The sequence below is a fragment of the Stenotrophomonas sp. 2YAF26 genome (assembly GCF_052114625.1).
GTDB lineage: Bacteria > Pseudomonadota > Gammaproteobacteria > Xanthomonadales > Xanthomonadaceae > Stenotrophomonas > Stenotrophomonas indicatrix.
The window spans coordinates 102308-124933 of record NZ_JBFRFC010000011.1; the positions used below are offsets into that span (position 1 = coordinate 102308).

Genomic DNA, 22626 nt, shown 5'->3' on the forward strand with positions numbered 1-22626 from the left:
GAAGGTCGATAGCCCCGGCGGCGCGCGTGGTTCACTCGCAGCCTTCGCGTCGCAGTGATTCGGGGAAGGAGTAGGTCCAGGACTTCGCGTCCAGGGTGAAGCGGTGCTCCTGGCGCACCCGCTTGCCGCCGCAGGTGTTGCCGGTTTCCTCGATCAGCAGTGGCCAGACGCGCGCACTGCGGTCGCTGTCGTCGAAACGCAGTGCGAAATCGATGCTGAAGCGGCGGGTGCGGCAGTCTTCGGCGGTATCGGGGTCGGCGGCCGCGTCGACGTTCTCGCATTCGTACTGGGCGTCGTTGTCGATGTGGCTGCGCACGTTGCCGGTGCTGGTCAGGCCTTTCGGGCCCGGCAGGACCAGGGTCTGCGAGAGCAGCGAGAAGCCCTGGCCGAACCAGCCATCCTCGACTCGGAAGCCGTAGAAATCGCTGCCGGCGCGGATGATGCTGGCGGTGCCGGGCTGGCCACCACTGCCGAAGCGCTCGCCGGTCAGTTCGCTGGTTACCCCGAAGCCATCGCCCTTGGGCTGCAGCACGAAGAACTCGATCGTTCCCGGGTCGATATGCGCACCATCGACCAGCGCACCGCACACCGCCAGTAGTTGTTGCCAGCTGTCACCGGTCACCACCGGTTGCTCGGCGCAGACCTGCCAGTCGATCGCGCGCGTTTCATCGTCCTGGGTCCAGCTGCCGCGCCATTGGCCGGAAAGCTTGGCGTCCTTGCCGTAACGCCCGGTCAGGAACGCCTGCAGACGCGCGGTGCGACTGACATGCGCTGCCGGTTCGCGGGCGGCGGGCTTTGCCGCATCTGCCTGCGGGGCAGATGCGGGTTCGGCAGCCGGCTTGCAGCCGGCCAGCAGGGCGGTGCCAGCGAAGGCGAGCACGGCAAGCGGTTTCAAAGAGACTGCAGACATCCGTGTCGCTCCAGCAATCAGTGGCGGAAGTGGCGGACGCCGGTGAACACCATGGCCAGGCCATGTTCGTCGGCGGCAGCGATGACTTCAGCATCGCGCATCGAACCGCCCGGCTGGATCACCGCCTTGATGCCGGCGGCGGCAGCGGCGTCGATGCCGTCGCGGAACGGGAAGAACGCATCGGAGGCCATCACCGACCCTTCGACCACCAGGTTCGCATCGGCCGCCTTGATGCCGGCGATGCGCGCCGAGTAGACGCGGCTCATCTGGCCGGCACCCACGCCGATGGTGCGGTTGTCCTTGGCGTAGACGATCGCATTGGACTTCACGAACTTGGCGACCTTCCAGGCGAACAGCAGGTCGGTGAACTGCTTGTCGGTCGGTGCCAGCTTGCTGACCACCTTCAGTTCGTCGCGGGTCATGCCGCGGTTGTCCGACGACTGCAGCAGCAGGCCGGAGCCCACGCGCTTGTTGTCGAAGTTGTTCAGGCCGTCGCCGTGCGGGATGCGCAGCACGCGCACGTTGGCCTTCTTCTGCGCGTATTCCAACGCGGCCGGTTCGTAGTCCGGTGCAATCAGGACTTCAACGAACTGGCGGTCCAGGATCACCTGCGCGGTGGCTGCGTCCAGCGGCTTGTTGAAGGCGATGATGCCGCCGAAGGCGCTGGTCGGGTCGGTGGCGTAGGCCAGCTCGTAGGCATCGCCGTTGCCGGCGCCAACGGCCACGCCGCACGGGTTGGCATGCTTGACGATGACACAGGCCGGCGCGTCGAACTGGCGCACGCATTCCCAGGCTGCATCGGCATCGGCCAGGTTGTTGTAGCTCAGTTCCTTGCCCTGCAGCTGCTGGAAGGTGGCCAGCGTGCCCGGCACCGGATGCAGGTCGCGGTAGAACGCGCCGCTCTGGTGCGGGTTCTCACCGTAGCGCAGGTCCATCACCTTCACGAAGGTGGAATTCATCTGTGCCGGGTATTCGGCGCGCACCGGCACGGCGGCGTCGGTGGCGGTGACCGCCGACAGGTAGTTGCTGATCGCCGCGTCGTACTGGGCAACGCGGTTGAATGCGGCCACCGAGAAAGCGAAACGGGTGCCGGCCGACAGCTGGCCGTCGTTGGCATCCAGCGAGGCCAGCAGTTCGCCGTACTGCGACGGGTCGGTGGCCACCGCCACGCGGGCGAAGTTCTTGGCCGCCGAGCGCAGCATCGCCGGGCCGCCGATATCGATGTTCTCCACCGCGTCGGCCAGGGTGCAGTCGGCCTTGGCGGTGACCGATTCGAACGGGTACAGGTTCAGCACCAGCAGGTCGATGGCACCGATGCCGTGCTCGGCCATCACCGCGTCGTCCAGGCCGGAGCGGCCCAGCAGGCCGCCATGCACCATCGGATGCAGGGTCTTGACCCGGCCATCCATCATTTCCGGGAAGCCGGTGACCTCGGCGACGTCCTTCACGGCCAGGCCCGCATCGCGGATCGCCTTGGCGGTACCGCCGGTGGACAGCAGCTCCACGCCGCGTGCAGCCAGCGCGGTGGCCAGCTCGACCAGGCCGGTCTTGTCGGAAACGGAGAGGAGGGCCCGGCGGACGGGCAACAGATCAGCAGTCATGGGGACAGGGCAATCGGCAGCGGAGCGGGGCCGATATTGTAGGCGGTGGGGGCCGGTGGCGGGTGCTGGTGGGGGAAATTGGCCGGTGCAGACCCCGTCGCGGGTGCGCTCGGTAGCGTCTGCATGGACCGGCATTGGAGGCAATTCGATACGTGGTGCTGTCGCAATCAGGTAGGCTGTGCCCGCACTGCCAAGGATTAGCGGGTTCAGATCGTGTCGATCTATGCATTGAAAGGACGTTTCCAGGACCTGCTGCGTCCGGCCGTACACGGCCTGTACCGCATGGGGATCACCGCCAACACGGTGACCGTGGCTGCGGCCGTGGTCTCGCTGCTGGTGGCCGCTGCGGTGTGGTGCTGCGCTCCCACCCAGCCGCTGCTGTATCTGGCCCTGCCGCTGTGGATGCTGCTGCGCATGGCCCTCAACGCCGTCGACGGCATGCTGGCCCGCGAGTTTGGCCAGCAATCGCGGCTGGGCGCCTATCTGAACGAGTTGTGCGATGTGATCGCCGACGCAGCGTTGTACCTGAGCCTGCTCAGCGTACCGGGCGTGCGTGCGGAGGCACTGTGGCTGCTGGCCTGGGCCGCCGCGCTGAGCGAGTACGCCGGCGTACTGGGTTTGATGGTCGGCGCCAGCCGCCGCTATGACGGCCCGATGGGCAAGAGCGACCGCGCGTTCGTGATCGGCGTGCTGGGCCTGCTGCTGGCGTTTGGCTGGGCAGGCGCGACCGTGGTCAGCGCGGTCGCCGCACTGGCCGCACTGCTGTGTGTGCTGACGATGGCCCGTCGCGTACGCCAGGGATTGAAGGAAGCTGCGGCGACACCGCAGCGGTAAACACAACAAGACTACACGCCCAATCAATACGGAGATTGCATGCGTCAGGCGCAGGAACGGGAATTCCACAGCTTCGACCAGGTACCGCTGTTCTACCGGTACTGGCCGAGCACCACGGCAACCACGCCGGCCAAGGCCATCGTGCTGTTGCATCGCGGCCATGAACACTCAGGCCGGGTCACCCATCTGGTCGACGAACTGGACCTGCCCGACACAGCTTTCTTTGCATGGGATGCGCGCGGCAACGGCCGTTCACCCGGCACGCGCGGCGATGCACCGGGCTTCCCGGCGCTGGTACGCGACCTGGACAGTTTCATCGCCCACATCGGTGCCGAGCATGGCATCGCGGTGGAGGACATCGTGGTCATCGCACAAAGCGTGGGCGCGGTGGTTGCCGCCACCTGGGTGCATGACTATGCGCCGCGGTTGCGCGCGCTGGTGATGGCCTCGCCCGCCTTCAAGGTGAAGCTGTACGTGCCGTTCGCACGCGCTGGGCTGGCGCTGATGCAGAAGCTGCGCGGCAACTTCTTCGTCAACAGCTACGTCAAGCCGCAGTGGCTGACCCACGACCCGGCACGGGTGGAAAGCTACCGCACCGATCCGCTGATCACCCGGCCGATCTCGGTGCGCGTGCTGCTGGGCCTGTACGAAGCCGCCGACCGCATCGTGGCCGACGCGCAGGCGATCAGCGTGCCGGTGCAGTTGCTGGTATCGGGCTCGGACTTCGTGGTGCATCGTGGCCCGCAGGACCGTTTCTACGAACGCCTGTCCAGCCCGATCAAGGAGCGCGTGCACCTGCCGGGCTTCTTCCACGACACCCTCGGCGAGCGCGACCGTGCGCCGGCGCTGGCGCGTATCCGCAGCTTCATCCAGGCACGCTTTGCCGAACCGCTGCAGGAGCTGTCGCGGCGCGATGCGCATCGGCATGGCCCGACCTTCGAGGAATCGGAGATCCTGTCCTGGCCACCGGAACGCAACAGCCTGGCCGACCTGCGTTGGCGCGTGGTGCGCGGTGGCCTGCGTTTCGGCGGCACGCTGTCGGAGGGCATCGCGCTGGGCCTGCAGACCGGCTTCGACTCGGGCAGCACGCTGGACTACATCTACCGTGATGAGGCGCGGGGCAAGGGCCCGCTGGGCCGGATGGTCGACCGCAACTATCTGGATGCGATCGGTTGGCGCGGCATCCGCGTGCGCGGCAAGCACCTGCAGGAACTGCTGCGCGATGCCGCCCAGCGACTGCGCGGGCAGGGTGCGCCGGTGCGCGTACTGGACGTGGCGGCCGGCCATGGCCGTTACGTGCTGGAAGCACTCGGCCAGGGCGAACAGCGTGCCGACCGCATCGTGCTGCGCGATTTCAGCGATCTGAACGTGACCCAGGGCAAAGCCTTGATCGAGCGCCTCGGCGCGGCCGACATCGCCCGCTTCGAACAGGGCGATGCGTTCGATCCGGCGCAGCTGGCAGCGGTGGACCCTGCGCCGACGCTGGCGGTGGTGTCCGGCCTGTACGAACTATTCCCGGACAACGATGCGGTGCTGCGTTCGCTGCAGGGCATCGCTGCGACGGTGCCGGTGGGCGGTTACCTGGCCTACACCGGGCAGCCGTGGCATCCGCAGCTGGAGTTCATCGCGCGTGCGTTGACCAGCCATCGTGGTGGCGCGGCGTGGGTGATGCGCCGCCGTACCCAGCACGAGATGGACGAACTGGTGCGCCTGGCCGGCTTCCAGAAGGTGGCCCAGCGCATCGATGATTTCGGCATCTTCACCGTATCGCTGGCACGACGGATCGCGTGATGGCGACGCTGGCGGCAACCGCATCATCCAGCGAGGCGCGCCCCTGGCGGCGCGCCCTGCTGTGGCTGGCCCTGCTCGGTCCGTTCTTCTTCGCCAGCTATGGCTTCGCCAACTGGATGGCCGGCCGCCATGCCCAGCTGCCGGTGATGGCGTTCGCCTGGGAGACCCGGATTCCATTCGTGCCGTGGACGATCGTGCCGTACTGGTCGATCGACCTGTTCTATGCGATCTCGTTCTTCCTGTGCCGGCGCCGGCTGGAGTTGGACCGGCACGCGCTGCGCCTGCTCAGTGCGCAGGTGATCGCGGTGGCGTGCTTCCTGTTGTGGCCGTTGCGCTTCAGCTTCGAACGGCCGGAAATCGGCGGTGTGTTCGGCTGGTTGTTCGACGTGCTGCTGGGCTTCGACAAACCATTCAACCAGGCGCCGTCGCTGCACATCGTGCTGCTGATCGTGCTGTGGGTGAAGTTCGCGCAGTACCTGCACGGGGTCTGGCGGCTGGTGCTGCATGTGTGGGCGCTGCTGATCGGCATTTCGGTGCTGACCACGTTCCAGCATCACTTCATCGACATTCCCACCGGGCTGCTGGCCGGCTGGTTGTGCGTGTGGCTGTGGCCGGAGCAGGGCACGCCGCCGTTGCGTGCCTGGCAGGCCGCCGGTGACCCGAAACGTTGGCGGCTGGCCGCGTTGTATGTGTTGGGCGCCGGCCTGCTGCTGGTGCCGGTGGTGATGCTGCGCGGCACCGCATTGTGGCTGCTGTGGCCCATGGTGTCGTTGCTGCTGGTGTCGCTGGCCTACGCCGGGCTGGGCACGGCGGTGTTCCAGAAGCGCGCCGATGGCCGGTTGACGATGGCGGCGCGCTGGCTGCTGGCACCGTACCTGGCTGCCGCATGGATCAATTCGCGGCTGTGGACGCGCCGTGCGCCGCAGCCGGTGCACGTGGCTGACGCGGTCTGGCTGGGGCGCCTGCCAGGCACCGCACTGCCGGCACCGCTGGTGGGCGTGGTCGACACCTGTGCCGAGCTGTCCTGCCGCGCGCCGGGAGCAGCGTACGCCAGCGTGCCGATGCTGGACCTGGTGGTGCCGTCGGCCGCGCAGCTGCGTGCAGCGGCAGATGCCATTGAACGCCTGCGCGGCCATGGCCCCGTCCTGGTCTGCTGTGCGCTGGGGTATTCGCGCAGCGCGGCCAGCGTGGCGACCTGGCTGCTGCGCACCGGCCGTGCGCGCGATGCGGCCGACGCCGTGTCGATCGTGCGTGGCGCGCGGCCGTCGATCGTGCTGCACGACGTTCATCTACAGGTGATCGCGGCCGCTGCCGCGCAGGAGACCATTGCATGAGCGCCGTGCCCGATCTGCCGATGATGCACCTGCTGCTGCGACAGGGGCGATTGCCTGCCGCGTTGTCACTGGGCCTGCTGCTGGTAGCCCTGTTGCTGCTGGGCATCGAGCCTGGGCTGGCGATGTTCGCCGCCGGCCTGCTGCTGCTGAGCCTGGTTGCAGGCGTTCTGCAGGCGTACTACGCGGTGCGCGTGCAGTTGGACGCCAGCCTGCTGCGCCTGCTGCAGCAGGAGGGGCTGCAGGGTGAAGACGCGGCACAGCGGGTGGACCAGGCACTGCACACGGCCGGCCTGCGCAGGCTGGACGCACAGGCGCCGACGCGTGGCTGGGATGCGCGCTGGACCGGCATGCGGCGTCTGCTGATGCGCCAGTACGCCGCCACGCTGCTGCAGTTCGCTGCCCTGCTGCTGGCCGTGCTGTGGCCGCAGACCTGACCGGAGGTGCCGATGTTTGCTGAACTGATCGCCCGCGCCTGCAGCGCGGCCATCCATGTAGTGACCGGCGCACGCGCGCTGTGGGTTGGCTGCGCGCCGTCCAGCGAGCACCGCGTCTACTACGGCAACCATGCCAGTCATGGTGATTTCGTGCTGATCTGGTCGTCGATGCCGCCGGCGCTGCGGCGCCAGGTACGGCCGGTCGCCGCCGCCGAGTACTGGCAGCGCGACGGTCTGCGACGCTATCTGATCGACGCGGTGTTCAATGGCGTGCTGGTGGAGCGTGAGGCGGGCAACCGCCATCAGGATCCGCTGCAGGTGCTGCGTGATGCGGTGGATGAGGGCTGTTCGTTGATCCTGTTTCCGGAAGGCACGCGCAACATCGGCGATGAGCCGCTGTTGCCGTTCAAGAGCGGCATCTACCACCTGGCCCGGCAACGCCCGGAGCTGGAGTTCGTGCCGGTGTGGATCGACAACCTCAAGCGGGTGATGCCGAAGGGGCGTTTCCTGCCGCTGCCGCTGCTGTGCACGGCAACCTTTGGTACGCCGCTGCGGCTGCAGGCCGATGAGGACAAGGCCGCGTTCCTGGCGCGCAGCCGGCAGGCGCTGCTGGCCCTGGCCCCGAACGGAGGCCGTGCATGAGCTTCATGATCGACGTTTCCGGTGATCTCGCCGCACGCAGCGTGGGCCAGCAGACCGGCCTGCTGTTCGCGGGCGTGGGTGCGGTTCTGGTGCTGGCCACGCTGGTGTCCGAAACCCTGCGCTGGCGCCAGCGTGGACAACCCAGCGCGGTAATCGCCAACCTGGTCTCGCGCATCCGCGCGTGGTGGGTGATGGCCATCGTGGTGGGGCTGGCGCTGTTCTTCGGGCGCGCCGGAGTGATCGTGCTGTTCGCCATCATCTCGCTGTTCGCACTGCGCGAATTCATCACCCTGGCGCCGACACGATCGGGCGACTACTACGCGTTGCTGGCCGCGTTCTACATCGTGCTGCCGTGGCAGTACTACCTGGTGTGGATCGACTGGTATGGCATGTACACGCTGTTGATCCCGGTGTACGCGTTCCTGTTCCTGCCGATCCTGGCCACCATCGGTGGTGATACCACCCACTACCTGGAGCGCACGTCGAAGGTGCAGTGGGGCTTGATGATCTGCGTGTTCTGCATCTCGCACGTGCCGCTGCTGCTGAACCTGCGCGTGCCGGGCTACGATCCGGCGCGCAACGTGCTGCTGTTCGCCTTCCTTGTGATCGTGGTGCAGTCGTCGGACGTGCTGCAGTACATCTGGGGCAAGCTGCTGGGCAAGCACCTGATCGCGCCGAAGCTGTCGCCGTCGAAGACGGTGGAAGGCTTCGTGGGCGGCGTGCTCTGTGCCAGCGCATTGGGCGCCGCGCTCTGGTGGATCACCCCGTTCACGCCGCTGCAGGCGTTCGGCCTGTCGCTGCTGATCAACCTGATGGGGTTCTGGGGCGGCCTGGTGATGTCGGCGATCAAGCGCGATCGCGGCATCAAGGACTGGGGCAACATGATCGAGGGCCATGGCGGCATGCTCGATCGGCTGGATTCAGTGTGCTTCGCCGCGCCGGTGTTCTTCCACGTGGTGCGTTACTACTGGAAGGCGGGTGGCGGCAGTTGATTCCGTCGGCGGGCCATCCACGCATGGCGTGGATCTACCGGGAACGCGCTTACGCGCTGATGCCGTATTCCTTCAGCTTCTTGCGCAGGGTGGCGCGGTGGATGCCCAGCATCGCGGCCGCGCGGCTCTGGTTGCCTTCGCAGTGGTTGAGCACTTCCACGAACAGTGGAATCTCCATCTCGCGCAGCACGATCTCGTAGACATCGTCCGCATCGCAGCCATCGAGGTCGCGCAGGTAACGGCGCACGGACTGGGCCACATGTTCGCGCAGCGGTGGCCGGGCAGCGCCACGACTGTTGTCAGGACGAGAAAGGACAGCGTTCAAGGGGGTTCCCGATCTGGTTGGTCCATGCACGCGGGGCGCCGGACCGGATGAGGTGATGGCGGTCAGTCTAGCGCGAGCGTGGCCGACCTGCCACGGCCGGACGGTCCGGCCCAGGTCAAAGGAACTCGAAGGTGAATGCGACCGTGGATGCGGCAGGCTCCTGCACGCGGAAGGCGATGCGTGCGCTTTGACCCGGTTCCAGCGGGGCCGCACCCGGGTTTTCGCCGAGGTACTGCGCTGGTGCGAACACGCCGGTGCCGATCACACGACCATCGGCATCGGACAGCGACAGGCGCAGGTCCGGCCATGCCTGCGGCCAGCGCGCATCGTTGCGGATGCTGGCCTGGATCTGCAGCACGCCTGGCTGGGCCGGCAACGGGCGGATTTCACGGCTGGTCATGGTCAATGCAGTGGGCTCGCGCCAAGCGGGCAGCTCGCAGCGCAGCACGCTGCACAGCGCACCGATCCACGGCCGGGTACCGGCATCGGCGGCCAGCCGTGCACGATCGGCAAGCACGCTCTGCAGCAACAGCAGCAGCGCCAACCCGGCCACCAGCAGCCAATGCCAGCGTGGGGTGGGCAGCGCCCGCGGGCGTACGCCGAGGAAGCTGGGCGCATCGGCGGCGGTGGCAACGATGCTGGGTTTGGCGGTGAAGTCCGGCTCGATGATTGGATCAGCGGCGGCCACCGGTTCTGTTTCGGTTGCCGCCACGATGTCCGTTGCCGGGTCGATGCCCTCGATCACCGGCGCTGCATCGGTCAGCCTCGGTTCGCGCGGTTCGCTGGCTTCAGGCGCGGCCGCTCGCTCCTGCGCGGTGCGCAGGAACGTGGCCAGGGGACGGCGCGGTGGGTGCGGCTCGGACATGCTCAGGGCGCGGGCTCGGATCCAGCGGTCATTCAACCACGATCAGGCGCGACGCACGCCGGTGATGCGCATCCAGTCGCCATCCTGGGTGGCCTGGAGGTCGTCGAACCACGTTGCATAGCGCTGCAGCAGTTCGTCTTCCTGACCATGCAGGATGCCCGACAGGGCGATGCGACCGCCGCTGGCGACGCGGGCGGCCAGCAGTTCGGCCAGTGCATCCAATGCGGAGGCCAGGATGTTGGCGACCACGATCGGGTAGGTAGCGACCGGTTCGTCCTGCGGCAGGTACACCTGCATGCGTGCCTGTTCGCCGTTGCGTTCGGCATTGTCGGCGGTGGCGATCAACGCCTGCGGGTCGTTGTCCACGCCGATGGCCTGGGCAGCACCGAGCTTCAATGCAGCCAGGGCGAGGATGCCCGAGCCACAGCCGAAGTCGAGCACGCGCTGGCCCTGCAGTTGGCCATCAACGGCCAACTGGTCCAGCCAGCGCAGGCACAGCGCGGTGGTCGGGTGGGTGCCCGAGCCGAAGGCCAGGCCCGGGTCGAGGCGCACGATGGCAGCGTCGGCGGCCTGCGCGGCTTCCGGCAGCTCGTGGTTCCACGGCACGATCCAGGTACGGCTGCCGAAGTCCATCGGCTGGAACTGGTCCAGCCACGCACGCTCCCAGTCTTCGTCTTCCACGGCGCGGAAGCTGCCATTGCTCCAGTCCAGCTCCGGGTCGAAGGCTTCCAGCGCGGCCAGCAGCAGCAAGGCGTTGCTGTCGGCCGGGAACAGCGCGCTGAGCACCAGGGTGTCCCACAGCGGGGTCTCGCCCACGCCGGGTTCGAGGATGGCCTGCTCGTTGCTGGTGTCGGCTTCGGCATCAAGCAGGGTCACCGCCAGCGCGCCCACGTCCTCCAGCGCATTCTCATAGCGGGGCTGGGTGGCTTCGGTGCAACGCAGGGTCAGTTCCAGGAACGGCATGGCGGTGAGGGCAATCGCGGGAAAGGGGGCCATGCTAGACCATCAGGCCGTCTCCGTATGCCTTGAGATGAACGAAGCCGATTCAGACAGGCCTCACGGGCCTTGCTAAACTCGGCGCTTTCCTGTGCGCCGTACAGCCGCCCGTTGCCGATGGCCTTCGCCCCGACCCTGAAAACCTGGTTGCTCGTCCTGCCGGCCGTGGCCGTGCTGGGCGTGGCCGGCTATCGGGCCACGGGCCACAACCTGGACACGAACACGCGCGTCGATGTGCCGCTGGCAGCCCAGGGCAGCGATGCGCAGGGAGCGCTGGCACCGGTAATGCCGGAAGCCCTGGAACGCCGCCTCGCTGCGTTCGAACGTGGTACCGCGCTGCCTTCGGGCCTGCCGCTGGATATCCGTGCCGACATCGAAGGTGCCACCGATCTGTACGCCTACGCGCAGCGCCTGCGTGTGCAGGCCGACCAGGGCAACCACGAGGCGCGCTGGATGCTCAGCCGGGTCTACGACTACTGTGCGCAGTACGCGGTCGATCCAGGTGGCTATCGCCTGGACAACAACGTGCTGGCCGGCCTCGGCCTGAGTGCTGCACCGGAGATGGTGGAGGCGCGCGAACGGGTGGCGCAGCGCTGCGGGGGCTTCGTGCCCGGCGACAAGCTGGGGCCGGCACTGGTGCTCGGCGAACGTCGTCGTGCGGCCCAGCAGGGCAACCTGGCGGCCGAAGCGGCGCTGTTTGCCGAAGGTGAGCCGCTGCACGACAGCGAGCAGTATCGCCGCGATCTGGTTGAACGCGTACGTACCTCGCGCGATCCGGAGGCGTACATGGCGATCGCGCCGGGCATGGGGTTGCGCGCGGCTGGCGACAAGGCGTTGACCGGCATGGTGGCCGGCGAACAGCTCAGTGAACTGGCATGGCGGGTTGCGGCCTGCGAACTCGGTCTTCCCTGTGGAGCCGACAGCGTGCTGGTCAACAGTTTTTGTGCGAATGGAGGGATCTGTTCGCCGGATGGAACGCAGGACTTCCGTGAATTTGTGTATGACGCCGCGGTTTCGCGGCAAGGTGCGGGGAAAATGAAGGAATGGATCAAGCGATTGATTGGAACGAGGGACGGGCGATGAACTACCGTCGATTCCTGCATGGGGCCAAGTTCTGGTTCTGGGTGGTGTTGTTCGTGGCGTACTCGGCCGGTGCCGTGGGCCTGCTGATGATCGATACCTACGAGGACCGCTACCGACGTCTGTCGAAGGTGGAATTGACCTCGGTGAAGGCACAGGAAGACGTGCGTCGTGCCGGTGCCAGCCAGGTTGCCGCCGTTTACCGCGCGCAGAGTGGCGTGCCGTTCTCGTCGTTGCCGGCCGGCAGCACCTTCCAGGTGGTGTGGCCGGATGGGTCCAGCGAGACCATGGTGATCGTCGATCCGACCTCGCCGAACGGCGTGCGTCCTCTGGCGAACTCGCAGATTCCCGCGGAAGTCGCCGACAAGCGCTGAGCTGATCTGCTTTTGTAGAGCCGAGCCATGCTCGGCTTCTTTCCAGCAAGCCGAGCGTGGGCTCGGCTCTACCGAAAACAAAACAGAAAAGGGCGGGGAAATCCCCGCCCTTTTCATGTGCAGCGACAGCAGCTTCCGATCAGGTCAACGCGATCGGCTTGCTCTTGCGCTCGGCAAGGCGCTTTTCCAGATAGTGGATGTTCTGGCCACCGGCCTGGAAGCCCTTGTCACGCATGATCCGCTGCTGCAGGGCGATGTTGGTCTTGATGCCATCGACCACCATCTCGCTCAGCGCCACCCGCATGCGGGCAATGGCGGTCTCGCGGTCCGGACCGTGCACGATCAGCTTGCCGATCATCGAGTCGTAGTTCGACGGCACGCGGTAGCCACTGTAGATGTGGGTATCGACGCGCACGCCGGGACCACCCGGTGCGTGGAAGCCGGTGATGGTGCCCGGGCTCGGGACGAAGGTTTCGGCGTCTTCGGCATTGATGCGGCACTCGATCGCATGGCCGGTCAGCACCACATCGCTCTGCTTGATCGACAGCTTCTGGCCGGCAGCGATCTTCAGCTGTTCGGCGACCAGGTCGATGCCGGTGACCATCTCGGTGACCGGATGTTCCACCTGGATGCGGGTGTTCATTTCGATGAAGTAGAAGCGACCGTCTTCGTACAGGAACTCGAAGGTGCCGGCACCGCGATAACCGATGCGGATGCAGGCTTCCACGCACACCTTGCCGATCTGCTCGCGCTGCTCGGCGGTGATGCCTGGTGCCGGTGCTTCCTCGACCACCTTCTGGTGACGACGCTGCATCGAGCAGTCGCGCTCGCCGAGGTGGATGGCGTTGCCCTGGCCGTCGGCCAGCACCTGGATCTCCACGTGGCGCGGGTTCTCCAGGAACTTCTCCATGTAGACCTCGCCATTGCCGAACGCGGCCTTGGCCTCGCTCTTGGTGGTCTCGATGGAGGTCTTCAGCGAAGCTTCGGCGTGCACCACGCGCATGCCGCGGCCGCCGCCGCCGCCAGCCGCCTTGATGATGACCGGGTAGCCGATCTCACGGGCGATCTTGGTGTTGGCGACGATGTCCTCGCCCAGCGGGCCGCCCGAGCCGGGCACGCACGGCACGCCGGCCGACTTCATGGCGCGGATCGCTTCGACCTTGTCGCCCATCAGGCGGATGGTGTCTGCTTTCGGGCCGATGAAGATGAAGCCGGACTCTTCCACGCGCTCGGCGAAGTTGGCGTTCTCGGACAGGAAGCCATACCCCGGGTGGATGGCCTGGGCGTCGGTAACCTCGGCCGCAGCGATCAACGCCGGGATGTTGAGGTAGCTTTCCGCCGACGACGCCGGACCGATGCAGACCGATTCATCGGCCATGGCCACGTGCTTGAGGTTGCGGTCGACCGTGGAGTGCACGGCCACCGTGCGGATGCCCAGGGTGTTGCACGCGCGCAGGATGCGCAGCGCGATTTCCCCTCGGTTGGCGATGACGACTTTGTCGAGCATGGCAGCCGCCCCTTAGCCGATCACGAACAGCGGCTGGTCGAATTCCACCGGCTGGCCGTTCTCGCCGAGGATGGCGACGATGGTGCCCGACGCATCGGCTTCGATCGGGTTGAACATCTTCATCGCTTCGATGATGGCCAGGGTCTCGCCGGCCTTGACCTGCTGGCCGATGCTGACGAAGGCCGGCTTGTCCGGCGAGGACGAGGCATAGAAGGTGCCGACCATCGGCGAGCGCAGCACGTGGCCTTCCGGCAGCGCGTTGCCCGGCTTGGCGGTGCCGCCGGTGGAGGCTTCAGTCGGCGACTGCATCGGCATCGCCGGGGTAGCCGGCTGGGCAGCGACCGGGGCGGCCATCATCATCTGCGGCGGGGCCTGCATCATGCCGTAGCCGGACACCGGAGCGCGCGACAGGCGCACCGATTCTTCGCCTTCCTTGATTTCGATTTCAGCCAGGTTCGACTCTTCCAGCAGGTCGATCAGCTTCTTGATTTTGCGGAGATCCATGGTGGCCTCTTTGCTCTTTGATGTCAGTGTGGTGGGAAGCGCGTTGCGCTCGGGTCAAAGCAGTTCGTAGAAGTCGCGCAGCTGTCGGGTGCGGTCGCGCGCGAGGGTGATCAGGCAGCGCATCTGTGCGCCATTGCGCGCGGTGCCGTCGGAATTGAGGGCGTACACCGCCTGGCAGTCGTGGTCGCGCAGCTGCATCCACGCGCGCTGGGCCAGCACCAGCTCCTGTTCGGCATTGCCGCAGTAGCTGCAGCTGCCGCCGTTGGCAGGCGTGCGCAGTTGCCTGCGCGCCTGTGCGTAGACGGCGTTGAGTTCAACGTCGGCGGCCGCTGCCACGTCCGAGGCGCACAGGTCGCTCTCCATCGTGGTGGTCGGATGCGCGCAGTCGATGCCTTCGGCCTCACGGTCGGACGCGGCGGCAGCGCCGCACAGGCCGGCCCACAGCACAACGCTGGCGAGGACGCGCGACAGGCTCATGACGCGGCGGCAGCCTGCACGCGTGCCAAGGCCGCGTCCATCGCATAGCGGTAGCTGTCGGCACCGAAGCCACACACCACGCCAACCGCCTTGTCGCTGAAATAGCTGTGCTGGCGGAAGGGCTCGCGGGTATGCGGGTTGGACAGGTGGATCTCGATGAACGGCACCGCCACCGCCGCCAGCGCATCGCGCAGGGCAACCGAGGTATGCGTGAAGGCGGCCGGGTTGATCAGGATGAAGGCGGTTCCGTCGGTGCGTGCGGCCTGTACACGATCCACCAGGACGTGCTCGGCGTTGGACTGCAGGCTCTCCAGCGCATGACCCGCGGCAGCGGCCTGGGCGGCCAGCGCCTGGTCGATGTCGGCCAGCGTGGTGTGGCCGTAGACCTCCGGCTCGCGGCTGCCGAGCAGGTTGAGGTTGGGGCCATGCAGGACCAGCAGCTTCGCCATGGGATCCGATTGACGGGAAAGGGCGGCAGTCTGGCGGAAGCTGAGGATGCTGTCCAGTTCGGCGAAATTAGTGGTGTTTAAAGCGATCGTTTGAAAAAGCCGTGCTCCGCATGGTTGCTCACCATAGATAGTGGAAATTGCGCGTGCCGGCCATCCCCCTGCCGGAAGACTGCGGCCGGGCCGCATTACGTTCGACACTGCGGAGGTTGCCACGGCATTCCTACACTGCGCCTATCCGCCACGTCGGCGTTCATGGATGCCCGCCTTGCCTACCTCCCTGCGATTGCCCGCACTGCTGCTGGCAATGCTGCCTTTGAATGCGCTGGCTGCCGAACAATGGATCGTTGCCACCGACCTGTGGGGCAACAGCAACTACCAGACCCTGCATCTGGACGTGCAGGGCGGGCGTATCGCCGGCCGGCTGGACGCCGACCCGGTTACCGGCACCCTGGGCGCGGGACAGATGGTGTTCACCGCAACCGACAGCCAGGGCCAGCGCTACCAGTTCGACGGGCGCATTGACGGGGCGGGGATGCAGGGACAGAGCGATCAGCCGGACACCAACAACCGCGATGCGCGTGCCGTCCACGCCTTCAGCGCCTGGAAAGTACCGGCGCGGGTTTCGACCGCACCTCAGCGCCATGTGTTCACGCCGACCGACTACTCCAATACGTTCAGTGCCGATCGCGCGCCGGTGCTGGTGATCTGGCCAGGCGACTCGGTACAGACCCGCACGCTGGACTCCGGCGGCGTCGACGAGAAGGGCGTCACCCGCGCGCTGTTCGGCAATCCACAGGTCGGGCCGTTCTTCGTGGTCGGCGCCGAACCCGGCGACACGCTGGCGATCACGCTCACCTCGTTGAAGCTCAACCGTGACTACGCCGACAGCCTGGATGGCCTGGTGGGGCGCTTGAAGACGCCGAGGGTGGCAGCCGAAGCCAGCGGGCTGGGCAAGCCGGTGCGCTGGCAGCTGGACCGCAGCAGGGGCGTCGCGCGTCCGCAGGGCGCGAGTGGTGGCCTGCGGCATTTCGAAGTGCCGGTGAAGCCGATGCTCGGCGGCCTGGCGCTGGCGCCGGGCTTCGGCTATCCGCCGTTCTCCACCGGCGATACCGCCGATTTCGGCGGCAACATGGATTTCAACGCCGTGGTGGAAGGCAATACGGTCTACCTGCCCGTGCAGCAGCCTGGCGCGCTGATGTACCTGGGTGATGGCCACGCGCTCCAGGGCGATGGCGAAACCACGCAGTGGGCACTGGAGACGTCGCTGGATGTGGTGGTGAAAGTAGAGCTGCTGAAGCAGCATGCGATCGCAACGCCACGGGTGGAATCGGCAACGCAGATCATGACTCTGGGCCAGGGTGGCTCCAGCGATGATGCGCTGCGCATCGCCACCTCGGGCATGCTGCAGTGGCTGCGCCAGGCCTATGGGTTGACGCTGTCCGAGGCGACCCAGGTGCTGGGCGTGGCGGTGCAGTACCAGGTGGCCAACCTGGCTGGGCGCAGTGTTGGCGTGGCAGCGAAGCTGGACAAGGCAGTGTTGCAGGGGCTGCCGTTGCAGACGACAGTGGAACCGGGCCGCGCCGCCGTGAAGCCTGCTGCCAGGTGACCACTGCGCCGGCAGCAGCCGGGGAAGACGTATCCACCAGGAGTCCGTGATGAGTGCCGACGCCATCCAGAACCGCCGCGCCGCCTTCAGGGCGCTTCATGCATCCGGTTGCTTCCTGCTGCCCAATCCATGGGACGTGGGCAGTGCGGTGGCGCTGGCGCGGCTGGGGGCCAAGGCACTGGCCACCACCAGCTCCGGCCATGCCTGGGCCCATGGTCAGACTGATGGGGCGATGGGGCGCAGCGAGATTCTGGCCCACCTGCAGGCGATGGTGGCGGCGACTGATCTACCGGTGAACGCTGACTTCGAAGATGGTTTTGGCCGCAGCCCGGAGGCCGTGCACGAGAGCGTGTCGATGGCGATCGCTACCGGTGTGGCCGGCCTGTCGATCGAGGATTCCACCGGCGACGCGGACCATCCGCTGCGCAGCATCGAAGACAGCGTGGCCCGGCTCCAGGCCGCGCGCCGTGCAATCGATGAGAGCGGGCACGATGTGATGCTGGTGGGGCGCGCGGAAAACTTCTTCGTCGGGCGACCCGATCTGGACGATACATTGGCCCGCATCCGCGCCTATGCGCAGGCGGGTGCCGACTGTCTGTATGCGCCCGGCATCCGGACCACAGAGCAGATCCGCGCCGTGGTGGAGGCCGCCGGTGGCAAGCCGGTCAACCTGCTGATCGGTGCGCCCGGGCAGATGACGCTGCAGCAGGCGGCCAGTCTGGGCGTGCGCCGGGTCAGTGTCGGCGGTGCGCTGGCCCGCAGCGCGTGGTCCGGCTTTCTCGACGCCTCCCGGCAGATGCTTGCCAGTGGATCATTCGATGCGCTGCCGGCCACCCCGTCCGGTGCCGAGCTCAACGGGTTGTTCAAGCCGTAGGTGCGTGCAGGCTAGTGCGGCGGTGTCGGCGGGGCGGCCGTCCTGCCGAGCGCTTCGCGCACCGCGCGCTGCAGGCCCTGCACATGGAACGGTTTGGCCAGGAAGGGTGCGCGCCGATGCCGGACCGGCACCAGCTGGTCGTATACCGCTGAAGCGAAAAGGTAGGGGATGCCCAGTTCGAGCAGCCGATCGGCCACAGGAAATACCACGCCATCACGAAGTTCCACGTCCAGCACGGCGCCATCGAAGTGGCCAGTGTCGAGCATGCCCAATGCCTCGAAGACGCTGTTGGCGTGGGCGATTTCGTTGCCTTCGTCGGTCAGGGCCTGTTCCATCAGATCTGCCAGATCGAGCTGGTCTTCCACAAGGAGCAGGCGGGGTAGTGGTGCGGGTCGTTCGTTGTTGCTCTGCATGGTGTGTTGTCGTGCGAATGCTGCGTTGGTCCGGCAAGCATCCGCTTACCGGCATCAAGGCCGTGGCAGCCCGGTGTGGCTGTGATGTGCACAACAGCGACCGCAGCGCGCAACAGCATTCCACCGATGGTGCTGGTGCTGGCTGCAATCTTAGTTACCATTGGTAACTAGTGAACGGCAGAGTCCCCCTCATGCATACCCATATCGTCGTGGCACATCCTGAACCGGCCTCGCTCACCCACGCCGTCGCTGCGCGGATCGGTGAGGCCATCGTCAATGCCGATGCCGGCAATACGGTCACCTCGGTGGATCTGATGGCCGAAGGCTTCGATCCACGTTTCAGCGCCCAGGACCACGCGTTCTTCCGCAGGACCACAACGCTGCCAGCTGATGTCGCCGCCGAGCACGCTCGGCTGGATGCGGCCGATGCGCTGGTGCTGGTCTACCCGCTCTACTGGTGGTCGTTCCCGGCGCTGCTGAAGGGCTGGATTGATCGCGTCTTCACCCAGGGCTGGGCCTATGACGAAGGTGCCGATGGCAAGGTGGAAAAGAAGCTGCAGCGGCTGCAGGTGCATCTGGTAGGTCTGGGCGGCGCCGGCCAGCAGATGATCGACCGGCGTGGCTATGGCGAGGCGATGAAGACCCAGATCGACCAGGGCATCTTCGATTACTGCGGAGCGCCGGTGCTGTCATCCACGCTGCTGCTGGATGCCGACAGCGGCATGGCCGAGGCGCATCTGCAGACGGCAGTGGACATCGGACGTAAGATCGGAACCCCCGCGCCCTGACGATCTCCTTTGCCTTCCAGACCTGCCGCGCCCGAGCCCCGCCGCCGCCTGACCCGTGAACAGCGCGCCCGGCAGCTGCTGGACGTGGCGTGGGCGCTGGTTGGCGAAGAGGGCACCGATGCGCTGACCCTGGCCCGCCTGGCCGAGGCGGCCGGTGTGACCAAGCCGCTGGCCTACGACCACTTCGAAACCCGCAACGGCCTGCTGGCCGCGCTGTATGCCGACTATGACCACAAGCAGACCGTGGTCTTCGATGAGCGCATCGGCAGTGCGAAGGCCCGGTTGAAGGATCGCGCGCGTGCCATCGCGTCGGGCTACATCGATTGTGTGCTGTCGCAGGGGAGCGAGATCCAGGACATTCTCGCCGCGCTGGCCGGATCACCGGAACTGCGTGCGGTACGCCGTTGCTATCAGCAGGATTTCATCGACAAGTGCGCGCGGTGGCTCGGCCCGTTCGCAGCGGGTGAGGCCGTGCCGGCTACCGGGCTGTGGGCCATTCTCGGTGCCGCCGAAACCCTGTCTGAAGCCGTTTCGGCCGGTGCGGTGGAACACGCGGCTGCCGAGGCCGAGCTGGAGCGCGTGATCGTCGCCATCGTCAAGCGCGGCAGCTGAATCGTGTGGGCGAAGCGGCCTACAGCGGTTCGACGCTGACCCGCGGCAGTGGCACGTCAGGCTGCAGCTCTGGCAGCAGCTGTCGCAGCAGCTCCGGCATCGCCTGCATCGCGGCACCATCGATGTAGCGCCACTGCGTACCCTCTGCCGGCCGGATGGCGACCATGAAGGTGAGGCTTTTCACTGTCTGTGCGTCGGTGGTGAACACCGTGGTCCGCGGCACGAAGCAGACTTCTTCGTCGCCGGCAGCGTAGGTGCGGGTCGGTTCGCCGACATCATCGCTGATGACCTTCAGGCCCATGTCGCCGAGTGCCTTCATCGCATCGCGCGTGGCCTTTGCATACGCCTCGTCGCCGCCAGCGAAACGCTTCACGCTCGGATGGGTGCGCGCGATCATGGCATCGGTATCGCCACGCGCGAAGGTGGAGAGCAGAGAACGCAGATCCTGCTGCAGCGCGCCGGTCTCGGCAGGGCTGAGTTCGCCGGCATGGGTGAGTACCGCAGAGAAAGTGCAGAACAGCGCAAGCATCCAGCACAAGAGACGTCGATCCATCGATGGGGTACTCCTTCGGGCGCTGGACTATAGAGCGCATTGCCCGTGGTGTCTGCCCAGCCTGCCGGTCACGCGCGTTGTGCGTCGGCCATTCCGGCGCTGGCGAAGCCTGCATCAAGCTGCGCACGTACCTGCTCATCGCGCGACGCACGGGAATCAGCACCCAGCACCACGTTGATCAGCCGCAGTGGCAGCGCGTGCCCAGCGCACCTGCGACGGGCGGTGGCCGCCAGGCAGAAGCCGGCCGCCTGGGTGTAACCTGTCTTCAAACCATCCACGCCGTCTTCGCCCAGCAGCGCGTTCTGGTTGGCCTTCTGCAGGGTGCGGTGCACGAAGCTGCGCTGTGCGGTGATCGCGAGCAGATCGGGGTGGCGGGCAAGCAGGTGGGCGGCCAGCATCGCCATGTCGCGTGCGGTCGACAGATGGCCCGCAGTGGTGATGCCGGACGCGGAGATGAAGTGCGTATCGTGCAGGCCCAGCGCTCGCGCGTGATCGTTCATGTGCCGCGCGAACGCCGCCTGTGATCCAGCCAGATGACGTGCCAGGGCGAGCGCTGCGTCGTTGCCGGAAACCACCATCAGGCCCTCCAGCAGTCTACCGAGGGCGATGCTTTCGCCGGGCACCAGGCCCATCCGCGTTTCATCGTCGGCCACCTCGTGTACGTCGCGCGGGTCGATGGTGATCGTGTCCGACCACGAACCGCCCGACTGCGCGAGCAGGTCGTACGCGGTGTAGGCGGTCATCAGCTTGGTCAGCGAGGCCGGTGGTCGTCGCAGATCCGCGTGCTGCTGCTGGAGGATGTCGAGCGAGACGGCATCGATCGTGATCGATGACACGGGCGGGCGAGGGGCGTGCAATGAAGACATGGTCGCGCAAGCGTAGCCGGAAGTACGCATGCCGTGGGCATTGCCTGCACATCCTGCGAATACCCGCCACGCGATCCTGTGGAAATGGATTCCGACATCCGCATCGATGGCCGCGTGTTCGCCTACGTCTTTCCCTGCGCTTGGGAGGACTACGCGAAGATTGGCTTCTCGCGCGATCCGCTGGGCCGGATCAGTGCGCTGCATCGGCGCTGGTTCGAGTTCTTCGATCTGGAAGCAGGCGCGCTGGTCGAGGCGGAATCAGAGCGGGATGCGCGTGACTTGGAACTGCAGTTGCGCCGGCCCTTCAAGCTGCATCGTGCGCCGGCACCGATGACGGTGCAGGAGAAGGCCGGTGGGCGCACCGAATGGGTGCGCGGGGCCAACGCCGCATTGGCCGAGGCTGTGCGCGCGCTGGCGCAGCAGGGCTATCACACCTACCCGCTGCGGCTGTGGCTGCGAGCTGCGATGGTCCAGCGTCTGGACCGGCTACATGACTGGGCCGCAACGCAGGTGCCGGAAGAGGAAAGCCTGCGCACGCCCGTCGGTGTGGCCGCATTGCGCGACGCCATCGATGCGTATCGCGCGCTCGCTATCGATCCGGAGCCGTGGTTGCCGGAGCACCTGCAGCGCGGCTGGTGATGCTGGCCGGGGTGGCCGACGTGTGGGTCGGCTGCTGCGCCCGGCGTGCATCGGGCACTGCGGGAACGGGACTGGCCAGGCGCTGGGCCAGGGCAACGTTGGTCACATGACCCTGCAGGAACAACAGACCGCTGAAGATGTTCATGATCGCGCCTCCACTTGAGTGGAATGCACGATACGGGCAGCATGGCGGTGCAAAAAGCGACATTTCCGCAAGGTCGACTTGAGAGGAATTCAAGCCTTATGTCCCGCCCACCGCTGCATGCCCTGCAGGGCTTCGTCGCTGCCGCACGCCTGGGCAACCTGTCCCGCGCCGCCGCGTCGATGAACCTGACGGTCAGTGCGCTCAGCCATCAGATGCGCCAGCTCGAGGAACGCCTGGGCCAGCCGCTGCTGATACGGCAGGCACGCGGCGTTGCCTTGACCCTGGAAGGGCAGCGCCTGCTGGATCAGATCGGCCCCCACCTGGATGCGATCAACGAAGCCTTCCAGCCCTACGCCGCGCGACCGGAGCATGTACTCACCCTCAGCGCCGTGCCCTCGATGGCCAGCGCCTGGCTGGTGCCACGCCTGGGCAACTTCGTGGCCGCGCATCCGCAGATCGAAATCAATCTGCAGTCGAGCGAGCGGCTGATCGACTTCGATCGGCAACTGCAGTTCGATGCAGCACTGCGGCTGGGCAGCGGACAATGGCCGGGGCTGGTGGTGGAACCGTTGTTCGACGAATGGCTGCTGCCCATGGCCAGCCCGGCACTGATCGAGCGCATGGGCGGCATCGGCCACCTACCTTTGGCACAGTGGCCGTTGCTGGGAGACCCCGACGGCGCGTGGGGCGCATGGTTCGCGCTGACCGGGCAGCGCCCGCCGGCGCGGTACGTGGCGGTGCTGGATGATTCCGAAGCCCACCATCGCGCCGCACTGGACGGCGTCGGTGTTGCACTGGGGCGGGTAACGCGGGCACGGCTGCTGCTGGACTCCGGCCAGTTGGTTGCGTTGTCGGACCGGCGCCTGAAAACCGCATGGCCGCATTGGCTGGTGTATCCGCAGCGCTCGGTGCGGCACCGTGGTTTCCTGGCCTTTCGCGAATGGTTGCACGCCCAGGCAGCCGAGCACGTGCGGCACATGCAGGCCGCAGATGCGGGATAGCGCCGGGCAAGCGT

The 22626-nt window shown here is 66.8% G+C and carries 27 protein-coding genes; 14 read left to right on the forward strand and 13 right to left on the reverse strand.

All coding sequences use genetic code 11. From position 1 onward, the window contains the following. Positions 1-31: 31 nt before the first annotated feature. Together AB4Y98_RS13070 and purH are read right to left on the reverse strand one after the other, a co-directional pair. Positions 32-910: a hypothetical protein gene (locus tag AB4Y98_RS13070; protein WP_442244484.1), complete on the reverse strand. Its 879-nt coding sequence runs from the start codon at positions 908-910 to the stop codon at positions 32-34. A 17-nt stretch (positions 911-927) separates the two neighbouring features. Beyond that, on the reverse strand, positions 928-2511 hold the full coding sequence (purH, locus tag AB4Y98_RS13075) for a bifunctional phosphoribosylaminoimidazolecarboxamide formyltransferase/IMP cyclohydrolase (RefSeq protein WP_442244485.1): 1584 nt from the start codon (positions 2509-2511) through the stop codon (positions 928-930). A 213-nt stretch (positions 2512-2724) separates the two neighbouring features. Here purH and AB4Y98_RS13080 point away from each other — a divergent pair, with 213 nt between their 5' ends. Genes AB4Y98_RS13080 through AB4Y98_RS13105 form a run of 6 tightly spaced genes read left to right on the forward strand, consistent with a single transcriptional unit; the run spans position 2725 to position 8538 of the window. Beyond that, positions 2725-3345 (forward strand): CDP-alcohol phosphatidyltransferase family protein, encoded by a 621-nt coding sequence (locus AB4Y98_RS13080; protein WP_442244486.1) that lies wholly within the window; start codon positions 2725-2727, stop codon positions 3343-3345. Between the two features lie 39 nt (positions 3346-3384). Next, the gene (locus AB4Y98_RS13085) at positions 3385-5136 is read left to right on the forward strand and encodes a bifunctional alpha/beta hydrolase/class I SAM-dependent methyltransferase (RefSeq protein ID WP_223496867.1); all 1752 of its coding nucleotides are present in this window, start codon (positions 3385-3387) and stop codon (positions 5134-5136) included. Beyond that, entirely contained in the window at positions 5136-6470 is a 1335-nt protein-coding gene (locus AB4Y98_RS13090) for a phosphatase PAP2/dual specificity phosphatase family protein (protein ID WP_336032583.1), read from the forward strand. The genes AB4Y98_RS13085 and AB4Y98_RS13090 overlap by 1 nt, the downstream gene beginning before the upstream one ends. Beyond that, positions 6467-6904: a hypothetical protein gene (locus tag AB4Y98_RS13095; RefSeq protein ID WP_336032581.1), complete on the forward strand. Its 438-nt coding sequence runs from the start codon at positions 6467-6469 to the stop codon at positions 6902-6904. The genes AB4Y98_RS13090 and AB4Y98_RS13095 overlap by 4 nt, the downstream gene beginning before the upstream one ends. Positions 6905-6916: 12 nt before the next feature. Continuing rightward, positions 6917-7546: a lysophospholipid acyltransferase family protein gene (locus AB4Y98_RS13100; protein WP_025878621.1), complete on the forward strand. Its 630-nt coding sequence runs from the start codon at positions 6917-6919 to the stop codon at positions 7544-7546. Continuing rightward, the gene (locus AB4Y98_RS13105) at positions 7543-8538 is read left to right on the forward strand and encodes a phosphatidate cytidylyltransferase (protein ID WP_223496862.1); all 996 of its coding nucleotides are present in this window, start codon (positions 7543-7545) and stop codon (positions 8536-8538) included. The genes AB4Y98_RS13100 and AB4Y98_RS13105 overlap by 4 nt, the downstream gene beginning before the upstream one ends. 49 nt (positions 8539-8587) lie before the next feature. Here the strand turns inward: AB4Y98_RS13105 and fis are convergent, their stop codons facing one another. From fis to prmA, 3 genes are all read right to left on the reverse strand, one after another. After that, a complete protein-coding gene (fis, locus tag AB4Y98_RS13110; RefSeq protein WP_006397198.1) occupies positions 8588-8863 on the reverse strand; it encodes a DNA-binding transcriptional regulator Fis in 276 nt (91 codons plus the stop codon). A 115-nt stretch (positions 8864-8978) separates the two neighbouring features. Continuing rightward, a complete protein-coding gene (locus AB4Y98_RS13115) occupies positions 8979-9728 on the reverse strand; it encodes a DUF3426 domain-containing protein (RefSeq protein WP_442244487.1) in 750 nt (249 codons plus the stop codon). 42 nt (positions 9729-9770) lie between these two features. After that, complete coding sequence (prmA, locus tag AB4Y98_RS13120; protein ID WP_312110626.1) at positions 9771-10691, reverse strand: 50S ribosomal protein L11 methyltransferase; 921 nt, start codon at positions 10689-10691, stop codon at positions 9771-9773. A gap of 150 nt (positions 10692-10841) precedes the next feature. Between prmA and AB4Y98_RS13125 the strand changes: the two genes are divergently transcribed. Both AB4Y98_RS13125 and AB4Y98_RS13130 read left to right on the forward strand, forming a co-directional pair. After that, complete coding sequence (locus AB4Y98_RS13125) at positions 10842-11807, forward strand: hypothetical protein (protein WP_223496859.1); 966 nt, start codon at positions 10842-10844, stop codon at positions 11805-11807. Further along, complete coding sequence (locus AB4Y98_RS13130; protein ID WP_230109901.1) at positions 11804-12178, forward strand: hypothetical protein; 375 nt, start codon at positions 11804-11806, stop codon at positions 12176-12178. The genes AB4Y98_RS13125 and AB4Y98_RS13130 overlap by 4 nt, the downstream gene beginning before the upstream one ends. 139 nt (positions 12179-12317) lie before the next feature. On the opposite strand, the gene accC is transcribed toward AB4Y98_RS13130, so the two are convergent. From accC to aroQ, 4 genes are read right to left on the reverse strand one after another with little or no spacing between them, the layout of a single operon-like run. Continuing rightward, positions 12318-13685 (reverse strand): acetyl-CoA carboxylase biotin carboxylase subunit, encoded by a 1368-nt coding sequence (accC, locus tag AB4Y98_RS13135; protein WP_312785797.1) that lies wholly within the window; start codon positions 13683-13685, stop codon positions 12318-12320. A 12-nt stretch (positions 13686-13697) separates the two neighbouring features. Further along, the gene (gene accB / locus AB4Y98_RS13140; RefSeq protein ID WP_100553780.1) at positions 13698-14189 is read right to left on the reverse strand and encodes an acetyl-CoA carboxylase biotin carboxyl carrier protein; all 492 of its coding nucleotides are present in this window, start codon (positions 14187-14189) and stop codon (positions 13698-13700) included. Positions 14190-14243: 54 nt separating this feature from the next. Then, on the reverse strand, positions 14244-14666 hold the full coding sequence (locus AB4Y98_RS13145) for a lysozyme inhibitor LprI family protein (RefSeq protein ID WP_089237270.1): 423 nt from the start codon (positions 14664-14666) through the stop codon (positions 14244-14246). Then, on the reverse strand, positions 14663-15115 hold the full coding sequence (gene aroQ / locus AB4Y98_RS13150; RefSeq protein WP_025878630.1) for a type II 3-dehydroquinate dehydratase: 453 nt from the start codon (positions 15113-15115) through the stop codon (positions 14663-14665). Before aroQ ends, AB4Y98_RS13145 begins: the two co-directional genes overlap by 4 nt. A 265-nt stretch (positions 15116-15380) precedes the next feature. Between aroQ and AB4Y98_RS13155 the strand changes: the two genes are divergently transcribed. After that, positions 15381-16721 carry an acetamidase/formamidase family protein gene (locus AB4Y98_RS13155; RefSeq protein WP_363734013.1) on the forward strand — a complete coding sequence of 447 codons (1341 nt, stop codon included), beginning with the start codon at positions 15381-15383 and terminating at the stop codon, positions 16719-16721. Between the two features lie 46 nt (positions 16722-16767). Beyond that, positions 16768-17595: an isocitrate lyase/PEP mutase family protein gene (locus AB4Y98_RS13160; protein WP_442244488.1), complete on the forward strand. Its 828-nt coding sequence runs from the start codon at positions 16768-16770 to the stop codon at positions 17593-17595. An 11-nt stretch (positions 17596-17606) separates the two neighbouring features. Here AB4Y98_RS13160 and AB4Y98_RS13165 read toward each other — a convergent pair whose 3' ends face one another. Continuing rightward, entirely contained in the window at positions 17607-18008 is a 402-nt protein-coding gene (locus AB4Y98_RS13165) for a response regulator (RefSeq protein WP_117311546.1), read from the reverse strand. A gap of 191 nt (positions 18009-18199) precedes the next feature. Here AB4Y98_RS13165 and AB4Y98_RS13170 point away from each other — a divergent pair, with 191 nt between their 5' ends. Together AB4Y98_RS13170 and AB4Y98_RS13175 are read left to right on the forward strand one after the other, a co-directional pair. Then, a complete protein-coding gene (locus AB4Y98_RS13170; RefSeq protein WP_312108225.1) occupies positions 18200-18796 on the forward strand; it encodes an NAD(P)H-dependent oxidoreductase in 597 nt (198 codons plus the stop codon). Positions 18797-18844: 48 nt separating this feature from the next. Next, entirely contained in the window at positions 18845-19408 is a 564-nt protein-coding gene (locus AB4Y98_RS13175; RefSeq protein ID WP_414716109.1) for a TetR/AcrR family transcriptional regulator, read from the forward strand. Positions 19409-19427: 19 nt separating this feature from the next. Here the strand turns inward: AB4Y98_RS13175 and AB4Y98_RS13180 are convergent, their stop codons facing one another. Both AB4Y98_RS13180 and AB4Y98_RS13185 read right to left on the reverse strand, forming a co-directional pair. After that, a complete protein-coding gene (locus AB4Y98_RS13180) occupies positions 19428-19961 on the reverse strand; it encodes a hypothetical protein (protein WP_312785803.1) in 534 nt (177 codons plus the stop codon). Between the two features lie 68 nt (positions 19962-20029). Beyond that, the gene (locus tag AB4Y98_RS13185; RefSeq protein WP_363734015.1) at positions 20030-20827 is read right to left on the reverse strand and encodes a D-alanyl-D-alanine carboxypeptidase family protein; all 798 of its coding nucleotides are present in this window, start codon (positions 20825-20827) and stop codon (positions 20030-20032) included. Positions 20828-20911: 84 nt separating this feature from the next. Here AB4Y98_RS13185 and AB4Y98_RS13190 point away from each other — a divergent pair, with 84 nt between their 5' ends. Continuing rightward, complete coding sequence (locus AB4Y98_RS13190; RefSeq protein WP_363734017.1) at positions 20912-21466, forward strand: GIY-YIG nuclease family protein; 555 nt, start codon at positions 20912-20914, stop codon at positions 21464-21466. Here AB4Y98_RS13190 and AB4Y98_RS13195 read toward each other — a convergent pair. Beyond that, the gene (locus AB4Y98_RS13195) at positions 21417-21611 is read right to left on the reverse strand and encodes a hypothetical protein (RefSeq protein ID WP_363734085.1); all 195 of its coding nucleotides are present in this window, start codon (positions 21609-21611) and stop codon (positions 21417-21419) included. The two genes, AB4Y98_RS13190 and AB4Y98_RS13195, sit on opposite strands and share 50 nt — an antisense overlap. A 98-nt stretch (positions 21612-21709) precedes the next feature. Here AB4Y98_RS13195 and AB4Y98_RS13200 point away from each other — a divergent pair, with 98 nt between their 5' ends. Continuing rightward, positions 21710-22612, forward strand: coding sequence for a LysR substrate-binding domain-containing protein (locus AB4Y98_RS13200; RefSeq protein ID WP_032976453.1), 903 nt, complete (start codon positions 21710-21712; stop codon positions 22610-22612). Positions 22613-22626: the final 14 nt, after the last annotated feature.

Coding starts and splice junctions, on each gene's coding strand:
- AB4Y98_RS13070 (WP_442244484.1), bottom strand. CDS start 910: ATGTCTGCAGTCTCTTTGAAACCGCTTGCCGTGCTCGCCTTCGCTGGC.
- purH (WP_442244485.1), bottom strand. CDS start 2,511: ATGACTGCTGATCTGTTGCCCGTCCGCCGGGCCCTCCTCTCCGTTTCC.
- AB4Y98_RS13085 (WP_223496867.1), top strand. CDS start 3,385: ATGCGTCAGGCGCAGGAACGGGAATTCCACAGCTTCGACCAGGTACCG.
- AB4Y98_RS13090 (WP_336032583.1), top strand. CDS start 5,136: ATGGCGACGCTGGCGGCAACCGCATCATCCAGCGAGGCGCGCCCCTGG.
- AB4Y98_RS13095 (WP_336032581.1), top strand. CDS start 6,467: ATGAGCGCCGTGCCCGATCTGCCGATGATGCACCTGCTGCTGCGACAG.
- AB4Y98_RS13100 (WP_025878621.1), top strand. CDS start 6,917: ATGTTTGCTGAACTGATCGCCCGCGCCTGCAGCGCGGCCATCCATGTA.
- AB4Y98_RS13105 (WP_223496862.1), top strand. CDS start 7,543: ATGAGCTTCATGATCGACGTTTCCGGTGATCTCGCCGCACGCAGCGTG.
- AB4Y98_RS13115 (WP_442244487.1), bottom strand. CDS start 9,728: ATGTCCGAGCCGCACCCACCGCGCCGTCCCCTGGCCACGTTCCTGCGC.
- prmA (WP_312110626.1), bottom strand. CDS start 10,691: ATGCCGTTCCTGGAACTGACCCTGCGTTGCACCGAAGCCACCCAGCCC.
- AB4Y98_RS13125 (WP_223496859.1), top strand. CDS start 10,842: ATGGCCTTCGCCCCGACCCTGAAAACCTGGTTGCTCGTCCTGCCGGCC.
- AB4Y98_RS13130 (WP_230109901.1), top strand. CDS start 11,804: ATGAACTACCGTCGATTCCTGCATGGGGCCAAGTTCTGGTTCTGGGTG.
- accC (WP_312785797.1), bottom strand. CDS start 13,685: ATGCTCGACAAAGTCGTCATCGCCAACCGAGGGGAAATCGCGCTGCGC.
- accB (WP_100553780.1), bottom strand. CDS start 14,189: ATGGATCTCCGCAAAATCAAGAAGCTGATCGACCTGCTGGAAGAGTCG.
- AB4Y98_RS13145 (WP_089237270.1), bottom strand. CDS start 14,666: ATGAGCCTGTCGCGCGTCCTCGCCAGCGTTGTGCTGTGGGCCGGCCTG.
- aroQ (WP_025878630.1), bottom strand. CDS start 15,115: ATGGCGAAGCTGCTGGTCCTGCATGGCCCCAACCTCAACCTGCTCGGC.
- AB4Y98_RS13165 (WP_117311546.1), bottom strand. CDS start 18,008: ATGCAGAGCAACAACGAACGACCCGCACCACTACCCCGCCTGCTCCTT.
- AB4Y98_RS13170 (WP_312108225.1), top strand. CDS start 18,200: ATGCATACCCATATCGTCGTGGCACATCCTGAACCGGCCTCGCTCACC.
- AB4Y98_RS13180 (WP_312785803.1), bottom strand. CDS start 19,961: ATGGATCGACGTCTCTTGTGCTGGATGCTTGCGCTGTTCTGCACTTTC.
- AB4Y98_RS13185 (WP_363734015.1), bottom strand. CDS start 20,827: ATGTCTTCATTGCACGCCCCTCGCCCGCCCGTGTCATCGATCACGATC.
- AB4Y98_RS13190 (WP_363734017.1), top strand. CDS start 20,912: ATGGATTCCGACATCCGCATCGATGGCCGCGTGTTCGCCTACGTCTTT.
- AB4Y98_RS13195 (WP_363734085.1), bottom strand. CDS start 21,611: ATGAACATCTTCAGCGGTCTGTTGTTCCTGCAGGGTCATGTGACCAAC.
- AB4Y98_RS13200 (WP_032976453.1), top strand. CDS start 21,710: ATGTCCCGCCCACCGCTGCATGCCCTGCAGGGCTTCGTCGCTGCCGCA.